The 13,563-nt window shown below is 44.1% G+C and carries 10 protein-coding genes and 3 pseudogenes; 9 read left to right on the top strand and 4 right to left on the bottom strand.

Going from position 1 to position 13,563, the window contains the following annotated elements; all coding sequences use genetic code 11:
• Positions 1 to 20: 20 nt before the first annotated feature.
• From RLO19_RS09750 to RLO19_RS09725, 6 genes and pseudogenes are all read left to right on the top strand, one after another.
• Positions 21 to 260 (top strand): annotated as a pseudogene (locus RLO19_RS09750) (DUF1838 family protein); the annotation flags it as partial.
• A gap of 102 nt (positions 261 to 362) precedes the next feature.
• On the top strand, positions 363 to 2,228 hold the full coding sequence (locus tag RLO19_RS09745; protein WP_446355929.1) for an ABC transporter ATP-binding protein: 1,866 nt from the start codon (positions 363 to 365) through the stop codon (positions 2,226 to 2,228).
• A gap of 76 nt (positions 2,229 to 2,304) precedes the next feature.
• Entirely contained in the window at positions 2,305 to 2,904 is a 600-nt protein-coding gene (locus RLO19_RS09740) for a DUF4352 domain-containing protein (RefSeq protein WP_446355928.1), read from the top strand.
• 141 nt (positions 2,905 to 3,045) lie between these two features.
• A complete protein-coding gene (locus RLO19_RS09735) occupies positions 3,046 to 3,318 on the top strand; it encodes a hypothetical protein (protein WP_446355927.1) in 273 nt (90 codons plus the stop codon).
• A gap of 272 nt (positions 3,319 to 3,590) precedes the next feature.
• Complete coding sequence (locus RLO19_RS09730) at positions 3,591 to 4,283, top strand: hypothetical protein (RefSeq protein ID WP_446355925.1); 693 nt, start codon at positions 3,591 to 3,593, stop codon at positions 4,281 to 4,283.
• Positions 4,284 to 4,345: 62 nt separating this feature from the next.
• On the top strand, positions 4,346 to 4,912 hold the full coding sequence (locus tag RLO19_RS09725; protein ID WP_446355923.1) for a hypothetical protein: 567 nt from the start codon (positions 4,346 to 4,348) through the stop codon (positions 4,910 to 4,912).
• Positions 4,913 to 5,139: 227 nt separating this feature from the next.
• Here RLO19_RS09725 and RLO19_RS09720 read toward each other — a convergent pair whose 3' ends face one another.
• Both RLO19_RS09720 and RLO19_RS09715 read right to left on the bottom strand, forming a co-directional pair.
• The gene (locus RLO19_RS09720) at positions 5,140 to 6,744 is read right to left on the bottom strand and encodes a 4Fe-4S binding protein (protein ID WP_446355921.1); all 1,605 of its coding nucleotides are present in this window, start codon (positions 6,742 to 6,744) and stop codon (positions 5,140 to 5,142) included.
• A 1,361-nt stretch (positions 6,745 to 8,105) separates the two neighbouring features.
• Positions 8,106 to 8,855, bottom strand: a complete 750-nt coding sequence (locus tag RLO19_RS09715) for a DUF561 domain-containing protein (protein WP_446355919.1) — start codon at positions 8,853 to 8,855, stop codon at positions 8,106 to 8,108.
• 200 nt (positions 8,856 to 9,055) lie between these two features.
• Between RLO19_RS09715 and RLO19_RS09710 the strand changes: the two genes are divergently transcribed.
• Both RLO19_RS09710 and RLO19_RS09705 read left to right on the top strand, forming a co-directional pair.
• Positions 9,056 to 10,147 carry a protein kinase domain-containing protein gene (locus RLO19_RS09710; RefSeq protein WP_446355917.1) on the top strand — a complete coding sequence of 364 codons (1,092 nt, stop codon included), beginning with the start codon at positions 9,056 to 9,058 and terminating at the stop codon, positions 10,145 to 10,147.
• Between the two features lie 6 nt (positions 10,148 to 10,153).
• Positions 10,154 to 10,564 carry an acyl-CoA thioesterase gene (locus tag RLO19_RS09705; protein ID WP_446355916.1) on the top strand — a complete coding sequence of 137 codons (411 nt, stop codon included), beginning with the start codon at positions 10,154 to 10,156 and terminating at the stop codon, positions 10,562 to 10,564.
• 406 nt (positions 10,565 to 10,970) lie between these two features.
• Here RLO19_RS09705 and RLO19_RS09700 read toward each other — a convergent pair whose 3' ends face one another.
• Positions 10,971 to 12,641, bottom strand: a complete 1,671-nt coding sequence (locus tag RLO19_RS09700; protein WP_446355914.1) for a dynamin family protein — start codon at positions 12,639 to 12,641, stop codon at positions 10,971 to 10,973.
• Positions 12,642 to 12,909: 268 nt separating this feature from the next.
• On the opposite strand from RLO19_RS09700, the pseudogene RLO19_RS09695 reads away from it, so the two are divergent.
• Positions 12,910 to 13,425: pseudogene (locus tag RLO19_RS09695) on the top strand (alcohol dehydrogenase catalytic domain-containing protein); the annotation flags it as partial.
• 14 nt (positions 13,426 to 13,439) lie between these two features.
• On the opposite strand, the pseudogene RLO19_RS09690 reads toward RLO19_RS09695, so the two are convergent.
• Positions 13,440 to 13,563: pseudogene (locus RLO19_RS09690) on the bottom strand (IS630 family transposase); the annotation flags it as partial.

Genomic DNA, 13,563 nt, shown 5'->3' with positions numbered 1-13,563 from the left:
CGGCGGAACGTCTCTACAACATGAAAATGGGTGATCAACGTGGACAGCTTATCTATAGTGGTCGAGGGGTTAAAGTGAATGATTTTACGGAATTACCCGAATTACTCCAAAATGAAATTAATACTCGCGTTCCTGTCTATAAAAATGCTCCTCAGCCGCCATTAGATGAGGATGCTGATATGACATCTTGGACGTATTTTCAAAAGCATTTTCAGGCGTATCTATCGGGAGAGCGATTTCCAATTGTGGAAACAGAATAATATCATGTGAAAGCATTCGCGACGAAAATTTAACGGTAGACCCGAACAATCCGCAATGCTTCTCCCCTAGGAATTTATCACTTCTTCAAACCAGGGTTTAATATGACTAAGGTATCATCATCAACACGAGGCGATCGCACTTCATCTAGAGGTGCTAACCGACGAGGAGAAACCGATTGGCGACTTTTCCTGAGGTTGGTTCCTTATGCACTCACAAAAAAACGCCTACTGATCACAGCGATTATTTTACTCGTTCCCGTATCTATTCTGGGTGCTATTCAACCCTTAATTATTGGGCAAGCTGTTTCTTTAATTCGTCAAGAAGAAACATGGTGGTTTCTTGAGAATCGTTCCTTATCAGAAGGTATCAATATCTTAGCGATTTTCTTGTTACTGAGTATCATTATCCGATTAATCTGTAGCATTTTTCAGAAATTTCTGGAAGAAAACTTGGGTCAGCAAATTACCGCCGGGATTCGCAATGATTTATTTGACCATATTACCTCCCTGGCGGTGCGATTTTTTGACCGCACCCCTGTGGGAAAACTAATTACTCGCATCACCAGTGATGTGGAAGCATTAGGATTAGTCTTTTCTAGTGGTGCAATTGGTATTCTTAATGACCTCTTCTCAATGCTGGTTATTGCCATTTTTATGTTTTCCCTGCAATGGCAACTGGCGCTCATTCTGATATTAATGCTGTTTCCGGTTACCGGGTTGATTGTCTATTTTCAGCAGCAATATCGGAAAGCTAATTATACAGCCAGAGAAGAACTCTCCACACTCAACTCAATGCTGCAAGAAAATATCGCTGGGATTAATATTGTCCAGCTATTTCGTCGGGAACAAGTGAATGCTGAGATGTTTCGGGCGGTGAACCAGCGCTATGTCGCGGAAGTTGATAAAACCATTTTTCATGATTCCGCTGTATCCGCCACATTAGAGTGGATTTCCTTAGTTGCGATCGCGGCTGTATTATGGTTAGGAGGTTGGTTAATCCTGCAAGATAATCTCAGTTTTGGTGTCTTATCTGCCTTTATTCTTTACGCGCAGCGTCTATTTAATCCTTTGCGTCAGTTTGCTGACAAGTTTACCATGTTCCAAGCTGGATTCACGGCACTTGAACGGGTAAGTGATATTATGCATGAGCCGATTGAAATTCGTGATCCAGAGTTAGCGCATTCGGCGTTAATTTCAGAACAACCGAGGACAAATGGTAAGGGAGAAGTAACAGCGCATCAAGGTGAAATTCGCTTTGAACATGTCTGGTTTGCTTATAAAGAGGATGACTATGTTCTTAAAGACTTAGATTTTACCATTCGCCCCGGACAAAAAGTGGCGTTAGTTGGTCCCACGGGTGCGGGAAAGAGTTCGATTATTCGTTTGCTGTGTCGCCTCTATGAAGCCACAAAGGGACGCATTTTAGTAGATGGGATTGATATTCGGGATTTGCCGCAATCTGAATTACGGCGTCAGATGGCGGTTATTTTGCAAGAGGGGTTTTTGTTTGCTGGGGATGTTAAAAGTAATATTACCTTGGGAGAAGACTACTCGATTGAACAAGTGAAAGCGGCGGCGGAAGCTACAAATGTTGCTCAATTTATCGAACAACTTCCTCAAGGCTATGATACCCAACTCCGGGAGAGGGGAACCAATCTTTCTGGGGGTCAAAAGCAGTTATTGGCATTTGCCCGGGCGGCGATTCGTAATCCCCAAATTTTGGTATTAGATGAAGCGACGGCGAGTTTAGATGTGGGAACCGAAGCGTTAATTCAACAAGCCCTTGATCATTTATTGGAAAAACGCACGGCAATTATTATTGCCCACCGTCTGTCAACTATTCGCAATGTAGACCGAATTTTGGTGCTTAAGCGGGGTGAGTTGGTAGAAGCCGGTTCTCATGAACAACTGTTGCAACAGGATGGTTTGTATGCGGCTTTGTATAAGTTGCAGATGTTGGGAAGTTAAGGCAACAGGAAATAGGGAACAGGGAACAGGGAACAGTAAATTCTAGAACTTTAAACATTGACAACGATGGCTAAGTATGGATAAAAAAAATAGAATAAAAATCGGTGCGATCGCGTCGATTACCCTCCTAACCATCACCCTAGGATGTTCTCAGTCAGAACAAAACCCTGAGACGATTGAACGTCGCGATCGCAGGTCTGGGGAAACGACTGTATCTCCTGCAACCAAGCCCATTTCAGCACCAACCCATTCGGTAGGTGAAGTCATTTCCATCAGCCAAAACAATCTCAATCTCCAATTTACTGTTAACAGCACCAAGGTGCATCCCGGAAAAGGCGTGATTCAACCCAATAAAGGAAATCAGTGGGTGGTAGTCGATACCACAATTGTCAATCAAGGACAACAATCACAAACATTTTCCGTCGTTTCCTTTGACGTTATCGATGGCAACAATAATACCTACGAAGTGGCGCTTTTAGCTAGTGCATTGGAGGATATTGAAACGCCGACGGGTGAAATTAGTCCCGGCGATCAACGACAGGGACAACTTGTGTTTGAAGTTCCTGAAGATACTAGCAATTTGAAACTGTTATTTCAGCCGAACCCGATTGAGTGTGAAGAAAAATCAACAGCAGCCAAGGGATTAGATTGTCAACCCATTGTTGTTAAACTATAACCAATCACCCATCATCCATCAACCCTATGGAAACCGCCAATCCGATATTTCGTCATCAAATCTCTGCTGATGTAATTGCCTTAGACAAACAGGGATGGCGTCAATTGGTCAGAGGCTATCTGTTCCATAAAGACCACTGATGTGGTAAAACCATATATCAGGGACTTTGATAGCTATAAGCGTGACTATCGGCATCAACAGATAACTGGAGGTTACTTAGAAATATTACTTTTAGCATGGCTGGACGACTTAGCCTTCCACTGGAAGTTAGAAACACCGCCTGCATCAGAAGAATTAGCAGCGATTGGTTTATTACAGCGACTAGACGAGGGTAGCACCAAACGTGAGGTAGAAATTTCAGGTGATACTATACTTAGAGACGAACTTTCTCATGAGTATTTGTACGGGGCGTGATTCCTTAGCGACTACATCGCTGCAAAATACGCCATCAACGCTTGCATCAAACCCTTCAATCAAAAGGTTGATTTGTAGGGGCGGGTTTTACTCTTAGCTGCGGCGATATCTTACCAAGTGAATAAACCCGCCCTGACTCTAAGTACAATTTTTGTTCAATGCAGGGTTTCTCTAGGTTAATTTAATCAATGGCTAATCCAGTATAAATTTGGGACTAAGTGAGATATAATAAATTCAACCATCATCCCGTTGCAGACGACTAGAGCAATCATGTGCATTCCCTAGAAATCAAAGCTCAACTCAAATCCCTAATGAAAGAGGCATCATCGATAGAACCCTGTTTAGCGAAACGGTTAGATGAGATTAACCGCTGGGTGAAAGACATCAAGCCAGGTTCGCTTACTGCCAAAAAATTTGTCATGGCGTTTTTGTTAGAGGTGATTCGAGATGCTAACGTTTGGCTTAAGCTTAAAGCCTTATCCTCTCCAGAGTTACAGGAATCTGCCTTTGAGCAAATGACGCCAACGGAACGATATTGGTATCATTATCTTTTCCCCAAATGGCTAAATACCAATGATCCAAAATTTTACATTTGGAAACAAAAGTTGATGTCAAGTGAGTTGACTCAAGCAGACGATGATATCCTTAAATCTATAGCTCAGACAATTGTCAGCCGAGGGGGTACAGTTTGGCGATGCTATATCGCAGATTTTTCTATGGCAACAGATTTGATTGTTAGTTATCGTCAAAGAAAGCCCCTGTGCCTACAGGTGACTAGCGTGAGTAATGACTATTCTCAAAAAAAATATGAAAATTGGCAAAATACTCTCCAGATGTGGGTAATCGATAGAGGGCTTTTCCTAAGTTATAACCCTGGAAAACCCGATTTTTTGGCGCAGTTAGTAACAATAACACTTCATAACAGTGACTTTCTTCCCTTGGGACGTTATCTGAAATTTCCCTAACTGAGAAGATTAGTCATGACGACCGAAATTTTTTAGCCCAAACGGAATTTCCTATCTAAGTTATGGTCACCAAACAACAAAATTACAGTCATGATGACTTAGGCGCGTTTTCGGAAGCGCTGGAAAAATCCCGGAAAATGCAGCAGGATTGGCTGACGCATGGACTTGATTTTGTGAATTTGTATATTGAGGATATAGAGGAAAATTGGCTAGACAGGTGGGATGATGATGAAGTAACGGTAGAGAGTTCTGTCACCTTAGCATCAGAACAGACATTTATTGAACCCTCAGTTGTCGAATTTATGAGTGCTTTTTTGGCGAGTGATTATCCCGCCGCAGTTTGGGCGCGAGAAAGTGATCATCCCTTAGCGATGCGAGTACAGCAGCAAATGGAAACTGAGGGATTAGCTCAAATTATTGCCCGCTTGGGAGACTGTTTGAGTATTCCGGACGAATCGGATAGGCTCCATGAAGCGACCATGATTTTGGCAGGTGGGGTTACAGTTGGAGAGATAACCCGCGATTCGGGTGATGAAGAGGATGAGTTTAAGTTATTTGATTTAGCCGAAAGTTTGTTGGAGAAATTAGCGGAACTGAAAGCAAGAGAATGGAGGATTATGGGGAATTGAGGTGAATAAGTAAGGGCATTTCGGCAGAAGCCTTTCATATCTATCACAATATGGTGCAAGTTTGTATCAATGCTGGACAACTGGAAAAAGCCCTGGAAACCGTCGAGCGATCGCGTCATTCCTCATTGTCAGTTATATCGGCAATATTTTCAGCGAATTATGAATTATGAATCATAGCTATCAAAATAGTAGAGACGTTCCATGGAACGTCTCTACAAAGTTTTGGCTTAACTTTGCTGTAGGGAAACAAATTCAGTTGGTTGATGAGGATATAAAAGATGAGAATGCTCACCACCCAGCTCAGTCAAAACCCTATAATGATCCTCATCGCTTAATCCCAGTTGATGGCGAATGGCTTGGAGTGGCTCTAGACTTTGGGACGACTGGAAACGCCCCTCTTCTAATCCATCCTGCAAGACTCCTTTGTAAAGGAAAAAGCGGTACTGTTGGCTAAAATTAGGCAGAACTTTTGCCAGAACATAGAGTTCATCAACTTTTAATTGATCCAGAGAACGCCCCTCCAAAACCTGAGAAAAATCTACCGGAATCTTTTGCAATTGACGGCGGAAACTATGGGTGAGACTTTCCCGGTTATACTGCTCGGCGCTGCGATTCCAAGTGCGGTAAAGCCACAGACTACTCACCACAGCAACAAACCCATCAAATAGAAATTGTACCGAGACGGGTAAGCTGAGAATTTCTGGACGTCCCCCATAGACAAAGAAAATGTTAAACGCCAAAAAGGTACAAATCGAAAAGACTCGGTGCAGAACCTGTTCCCGGCTGATACTGGAGTTACGCCGTCTTAGAGAAGCGCGGTATGCCTTTTCTAATTTCGTACAAATCAGACAACTCATCACCACACAAACCCCCAGCGTTAAAGGACAAGCTACCAGTTTAGGAATAGGAATTGGATGATTGAACAGATAAAAACCCGGTTGCCAAAGCGTGGCTAATTGATTCGGTTCATGTGCCCAATCTCCAGAAAAGTAATAATCGAAATTACCCGCATATAATCCGTAATAAATGAAGTACCCAATCACTAAGCCCAAATAACCGTATTGCACGAGTTTTCGCCCCGGATGGCTGAGATAGTGCCAGTACGATTTCTCGGCATCTTTATCAATACAAGTAGACTTGCAGCCGATACAGGCACTTTTTTCTTTGCCTTTTGTCTTATCAAACGTGCGGCACTCAGATTGGGGAATACTACGACGTTCTGCTGTATACGCTGGTGAGCTTAATAATCCCCGTGGACCCGTGAAAACAGTTTGCACGATGCCAAAGGGACAGACATAATGGCACCAACTCCGTCCTCCATACAAAAAAACCACTGTAATTGCACAGAGAATAGTTAGGATTAAAAACAGCCCTAAAACTGTGCGAGTGGAATTAATAAATAGAATTCGGCAGTTCAAACCGATAAACAGAAGCGCAAATTGTAGATAGAGGTGGTTTTGTGCCAGCCAGAGATTTTTGCGAATATTAAGTCTGGGATTTAATCCCAAAGCCCGGGGAATTTGAGACAGAAAGTAGAGCGGACAAATACGCCGCCAGGTGTCATGACCGAAAACCAAGAGAATCATAATCGCACTGGGAACAATCATACCCCAGAAAATGCGTGTCCCCATGGGATATGCGGCTTGTTCCAGACATTTTCCTTGCACTAATACGCAATTGTTCGGCTCGCGAAAAGGACTGAGGAGGTTATTGGGATCAGTTAGGTGATGGGAAATGGGGTCATAAAAGAGAGAGAAAATTAATACCAGCCAACCGATTAACAGCACTAATCTGACGGTATGCATCTTTTTTTCTGAAACGTTATTAAGCACTTCGTTATTGCCTCCTAAATTGGTAAAATGATTATGCGAGATTAATCTCTCACTTCAATCAATTGGAAGAATGAGCTGGAAAAAATTACGCCCACGTATCAAACATGGCGGTAGGCAAGATGCCGTAAGCTCGCTCTACAATAGTTAGGATCACAGCCGTGTTAATCACAGCTTGCTAAACTGCCCGCTCCCACTTAACTGAAATGATGGGATATGGAGCGTTAACTGTAACCAGTTGAGTCTGGGGATTGAGGATTAATTCAACAGAAATGTTGAGATTGATTGAGTTTGCCATTACGCTCAGATCAGAAGTTGGAAATAAACTACGCTTGGGAGTCAAATTTAGCTCCTGTTTTTTTGTGGGCACTCCCGTCGCCGCAGGAGTGCGGCTTTATCAGTGCTTAATCCGCTATATTTCTCAAGGCTGATTACCTATGCACATTTGCAGCATCCGTGATTTTGAGATTCTATTGATCTCTCAGGTTTCAGTTCTTCATTTTACGCAGAGAAGCTTGTTTTGTAACATTTATTCACAGAATTTAAATGGGACTCTATTAACGACTCATTGAAGCAGTCAACGTATACACATCAAGGTTCTGTGTAGCAAGATTCACAGACTCACAGGTTGTACACATCTGTGAAACTGGTGAGATGCCTCAGTTCAATAGAACCCGATTTTTGATTGATGCCTTTCAACTCCTACTATATTTTCTCAGTTGATAAAGAAGTTGAGGAAAATTGAGGATTTCTCAAACCAAGTATGGTTATCAGTGGGTTACGGCAGACATACAATTAAAATAAATTACCCGCTTAACCCACGATGGCGGCGTGATACAGCTAAAATAGTGGAATAGATTTTACTGTTGATACCAAGTTGCGTTCTAATGTGTCACTGAAGAGCAAAATTTTTGACAATCAGTTACGCTATCTTAGCGAGTTGGCAGGAAATTCACAAATTGACAATGGATAATGAACAATGGATAATGAAGTCTCCTTAAAAGAAGAGGATTGAAATTAAGGAAAATCTTTTTTAATTTCTTCGTAAACGAAGAGGTCTTAGACCCAATTAATCAATGGTCAATTATCAATTATTAATTATCCATTGATCATGGGTAGGGGCGCACGCTCCGTGCGCCCTTCTTCATTAATGGCTAATAGACTTACCCAATGGAAATGGACTTATACCAAGTTGCAGTCTAAGGTAGAATCTGTCATGCTGAGCAAAACGCAGTGAAACCCTTCACTTCGTTCGAGGGCAGGCTCCGTGACGCGAAGCATCTGCCCAGATTCTGACGCTCGTTCCTCGCTATCGCTTCGCGTCACGCTTCGCTCAGAATGACATGATAGAACGCAACTTGGTATTAAACGCCCACTCGTGTCAGGTTAACTGTTGCCAAAGCTTCCACCAAACTGCGGACAGCCGCAACCATCGCCACTTCATTGTCTAACTGATTCACTGCCGAACCAACGCCAACGCCGGCGGCACCTGCGGCAATTGCCATAGGTACGGTGACACTGGATAAGCCAGAGGCACAGAGTACGGGAACGGATACCGCCCGAGAAATTTCTGATGCAGCCGCTAAGGTGGGGGCGGCTTTTTCAATCAAGCCCAATGTTCCAGCAGAACGAGGCTGACTGCTAGTACCGCCTTCAGTTTGGATAATATCTGCCCCGGCTTCCACCAGTTCTTGTGCCAATTCCACTTGCCGATCTAAAGTCAGAATGTGAGGAACGGTAACGGATAGGGTAATATCAGGCAAGAGCGATCGCGTCTGTTTGGTCAAGGCTAAAACCTCTTGCGCCTCGAACCGCCGTCCTTGAGCGTAGAAGCTATCGAAATTACCGATTTCAATTAAATCCGCCCCAGCTTCCACCGCACTGACAAATCGATGGGGTTCAACGGCTGACACACAAATAGGTATATTTGTCAATCCTTTGACCAGGTGAATCAAATCAGGATCAGCGGCGATATCGACAAACGTCGCACCACCACGATCAGCCGCCTTAACGGTGGCACTTACCCGCTGAGAGTCAAAGTTATTCAAGCCACTAATAACTTTGAGAACTCGACGGTATTCAAAGGCTTTTTGTAGTTTTGGATGCATAGTCATTGTTGCACGTCTGCTCTATTATTACCGATCGGCAGTTTATTTTTGTCGAAGTTAATCGCTTCGGTCGCCTACATGAATTCATGAATAGGAAATATCTATTGTGCCACTTACTGAGGCGTCGTGTAAATTTGAAAAAATATAAGATCTTTGCCTACACTAAGAAATAGGCTGGAGAGCTTGTATCATCTGATTCTGGAAAAATGAATTTTGTGCCGGGAAACCTGTCTTCCTTCCACTCGGAAATTCTACAGCAAACCCAACTTGGTCAGCTTTGCGGTCAAAATGAACGATTTTGCGATCGCTACAAGATCTTGCGAATGTTGGGGCGCGGTGGGTTTGGCGTGACCTTTCTCGCCAAAGATGCTGAGTTACCGGGTCAACCGCTGTGCGTGATTAAGCAACTTTGCCCCAAAGTTGATGACCCAAAAGCCTTGGAGAATGCTTGCCAGCGTTTTGAGAGAGAGGCAAAAATTCTCGGCAAACTGGGTAGCCACTCTCAGATCCCCATGTTACTCAATTACTTCGAGACTGGGGGAGAATTTTTTTTAGTTCAGGAATACGTCCGTGGTTCAACCTTAGCGCGGCTAGTCAGGCGCAGCGGATGTTTATCTGAGGTAGCCGCCAGACAGTTTTTGGCGGAAATGCTACCCCTACTCGACTACATTCACCGAAATAACGTTATTCACCGAGATATCAAGCCGCAAAACATTATCCGTTGTGAAGACGATGGTAGACTGGTGTTGATTGACTTCGGCGCGGTTAAGGAGAAGTTGGTTCAAGCTCTCGACAGTAGCCTGAAACTCGCCTCAACTCATTTTATCGGCACCGTCGGGTTTGCCCCACCGGAACAGTTTTCTCTGCGACCGGTATTTGCTAGTGATATCTACGCCCTAGGGATGACCTGTCTTTACCTGCTAACAGGAAAAGCGCCTCTAGATTTGGAGAGCGATCGCCAAACGGGTACTTTATACTGGGAACGCTTGGTGCATGTCAGTCAGCCTTTTACTCAAGTGCTGCGGAAAATGACGGATGTATCCTTGATGAATCGCTATCATTCCGTTAAGCCGATTCTGCAAGACCTTAATTTTAAATCACCTTATGATGATCTGGCGCAGTATTTAGTCAGACAACCCCAACCGACAACTGACAAATCAGCCAATCAAGATGGAAGTAGTCACAAGGGTTATCGCACTCCATCCGCCAAAACAGCGGTTGCGATTAGGGACTGGAAACAACGGCGAGAAAAAAAGCGACGGCGTCCAAGTCAACCTCCATTGGGGCATTCTAAATGAACTACTATGTCCTTTACCTATAACCGCACTGTCCGCTTTCAAGATACCGATGCTGCTGGTGTCGTTTACTTTGCCAATGTTTTGGTAATGTGTCACGAAGCCTATGAAGACTCTCTAGCCAAGGCGGGTATTAATCTCAAGACATTTTTTAGCCGCGCCGCTGTGGCTGTGCCAATTATCCACAGTAGTGTAGACTTTTTTCAGCCCATGTTTTGTGGAGACAGGCTGCTGATTGAGGGGATACCTCAACGGTTAAGTGATAGCAAGTTTGAAATTAAGTATCACGTTGTTGATGCTGCTTCACCGCAACCGCACCTGGCAGATGCCTTAACTCGCCATGTTTGTATTGATACGAACACTCGCACTAAAATTCCTTTGCCAGACGCGATGATTAATTGGTTATATCATGTCCGGTGAATACTAAGACGACTAGAACACTGATAAAGTATTCCCAGAAACCGGGTTTCTCGTTATCAATGGATAATTAATAATTGATAATTGACAATTGATTAATTGGGTCTAAGACCTCTTCGTTTACGAAGAAATTAAAAAAAATTTTCCTGAATTTCAATCCTCTTCTTAAAAGAAGAGGTCATTATCCATTGTTCATTATCCATTGTCAATTTGTGAATTCAGGGCAATGTTTAACGTAAAATTTACTTGTATAGCAACCGCCATAGCTGTTAGGAAACATCATTTATGTAGAGACGTTGCATGCAACGTCTCTACAAGGGTGCTTAACCTCCGTACAGGAGAGTTCAGCACCCATAAAGGAGGTAGTTAACCCGGATTTGGTATGAGCCAGTATTTGAGTTCAGGGCGACTATCCAGCTAAATTTAACCTCACCCGCTCCAATTCTTGCTCCAAATTCTCTAAAACATTTTGCAATAACTGTAACTGATGATGCTGAATTGTCAGCTTTAACGGTTCATTCGTCAGATTAACATTAATCACAGTTTCCGCCAATTTCTCATAGGCTTCCAATGCAGAAACCGCCTCCCGGCTAAAACAAGTGAGGTACTCTGTCGCCGCATTGGTGTAAGCTTGAGTCACTTGTTCTATGTATGACGTCGCAGATTTTGGCGGTGCAGAATCCCCGGAATTTTTATTCAACAAATACGTCGCCCCACCCGCCACCGCCGCGCCAACAGGTCCCCCAAATACCCAACCCAATCCCGTCGCGATCGCAACTGGAGTAACGCCCTTAGTTCCCTTAGCTTGGGGTGGGGGTTCCGGAAGTTGGACTTCTGGGGGTTTAGGAAAGGAAATTGTCAGATCAGTCGGGGGTTGGCGATCAAAAAATTCACCCGCTTGATGTACCCATTTAACAATTCCCTGTTGATGCTCCTGAATCGCCTCTTTAAAACCGCCTTGTTCCCACAGATTAAACGTACCCTTTTGTAGCGCTGAAACCAATTCCGATTGATAGCGTTCTAAAAGTTTGGGTAAATACAGCCATCCTTGGAAATCAGAAACACTGGCGGCGAATCCTTTTTGAATTAGGTTTTGTGCTTTTTCTTTAATCTCTATTTTACTTTGATGCTTTTGTTGAGCCACTGTAATTTCAGCGGAAATGGCTTGCACTTTGACAGTTGCAGCCTGTTGGATTTGAGACGCGATCGCTTCCACACGGGGAAAGCGGATGGCGAGGCTCTCATGGCGAGTGGCGACAATGCTTTGCAGCGCCGATTCCAGCATATCTAAGCCCGTGGTTTGGGCGGCGGCGGTATCCCCTTTGAGGCGATAGCGTAAGGCGGGGAGAGCATCGACGCGATAGATATTACTGATATTATTCGGCAGTTGCGATCGGAAACTTTCCGCCACAAAAAGCAGCCGATTATACACTTGTTTTTGCTCGTCTGGTTCTAATAAATTTAGGAAATTAACCACAAAAATAACTGTATTAATTCCCCGATCTAATAACCAATCTCGCAGGTGTTCTCGTTCCCCTAACGTCATCAATTTACGACCATCAAGCACCTGTACAATTAAATCAGCGGTGAGCAGTTGGTCACGAACTAAGGATTCCTGGGCTTCCCGGTCATCTGTTCCCGGTAAATCCAGCAATTCTACCCCCGTTTTCAGGAAAGGATGGGGACAAAATACCTCAACATTGGTCACATCCTCCCGCATCCGCCGTTGGTCATCTAAAATGGCAAACTGTTTCAGAAGAACCGTACCATTTTCACTAATTTGTTGACCATTGCTGAGGGTAATGCGCGTGTGTAACTCCTTCCCGTAACGGATATGAATCGCTGCGCCTGTGGTGGGGATTAAGTCGATGGGTAGGGTACGTTTCCCCAGTAAGGCGTTGAGTAAGGTAGATTTCCCGTAATTAAACGGACCAAAAACAGCGATACGGAAAATCGGATTCTCCAGATAATCACACAGTGCGATCGCGTCTTGGCGGAGTTGGGCATTTTGTTCCCCATCCAGCAACCCAATCGCCGAGCGCAGCGTGTTAGCAAGTTCGCGGAAAACGTCCTGTTCCATTACTCTGAAGGGGACTTAGGGATTAATGGCAGTGAAAAGCGTGCATTAGGGAATCGCCGAAACCTTTGATATACCGTAGGGTGGGCATTGCCCACCAGCATACCAGGAGCGTGACATTCGACTTAGGGATAAAGGGAAGAGACATCACCAGGGAAATACTCAACTTATCCGTCTAGTATATCTTGACCGATTGAAATCCCTACATCCGTAACCTGGAACACAACCGTCAGGCGTAAAATGATCAACAGTAACTATTACAGATTTCACCATGATCAAAGCTTATGCCGCTCATGAACCTGGAGGAAAACTCCAACCCTTCGAGTACGATCCGGGTAGTCTCGGCGATGAAGACGTAGAGATTAATGTCGAGTATTGTGGGATTTGTCACAGTGACCTGAGTATGCTGGACAATGAGTGGGGAATAACTGAATATCCCTTTGTTCCAGGTCATGAGGTTGTTGGTACAATTGCTGCATTGGGCGATAACGTCACCACGCTAAAGGTAGGACAACGAGTTGGATTAGGCTGGTTTTCGAGTTCCTGCATGACGTGCGAATGGTGTATGTCAGGGAATCACAACCTCTGCTCGAACGCACAAGGTACAATTGTCAGTCGTCATGGTGGATTCGCGGATAAGGTTCGCGCGGATCATCGTTGGGTGATTCCCCTACCCGATGCAGTTAATCCCGCTACTGCAGGTCCCCTCTTTTGCGGCGGGATTACCGTATTTAACCCCATAGTCCAGTTTGACATTAAACCGACGGATCGCGTTGGCGTGATTGGTAAGCTGCTACGCAGCTAAACCGGATAAACAGCATTGCCTTTGTTTTTGATTTTTCTATTCCATTTAATTATAAGCTCTCCTTCATTTAATAATTTATGTAGCAATTTTTCTAGTTCTTCTACTGATTCAAATAGTCGA

It is taken from the genome of Coleofasciculus sp. G2-EDA-02 (assembly GCF_040226375.1).
Lineage (GTDB): Bacteria > Cyanobacteriota > Cyanobacteriia > Cyanobacteriales > Coleofasciculaceae > Coleofasciculus.
This window is presented reverse-complemented; position numbering and strand designations above follow the sequence as displayed.

What these genes read in the sequence shown, in the direction of transcription:
- RLO19_RS09745 (WP_446355929.1), top strand. Translation starts at nt 363, where the DNA reads ATGACTAAGGTATCATCATCAACACGAGGCGATCGCACTTCATCTAGA.
- RLO19_RS09740 (WP_446355928.1), top strand. Translation starts at nt 2,305, where the DNA reads ATGGATAAAAAAAATAGAATAAAAATCGGTGCGATCGCGTCGATTACC.
- RLO19_RS09725 (WP_446355923.1), top strand. Translation starts at nt 4,346, where the DNA reads ATGGTCACCAAACAACAAAATTACAGTCATGATGACTTAGGCGCGTTT.
- RLO19_RS09715 (WP_446355919.1), bottom strand. Translation starts at nt 8,855, where the DNA reads ATGACTATGCATCCAAAACTACAAAAAGCCTTTGAATACCGTCGAGTT.
- RLO19_RS09710 (WP_446355917.1), top strand. Translation starts at nt 9,056, where the DNA reads ATGAATTTTGTGCCGGGAAACCTGTCTTCCTTCCACTCGGAAATTCTA.
- RLO19_RS09705 (WP_446355916.1), top strand. Translation starts at nt 10,154, where the DNA reads ATGTCCTTTACCTATAACCGCACTGTCCGCTTTCAAGATACCGATGCT.
- RLO19_RS09700 (WP_446355914.1), bottom strand. Translation starts at nt 12,641, where the DNA reads ATGGAACAGGACGTTTTCCGCGAACTTGCTAACACGCTGCGCTCGGCG.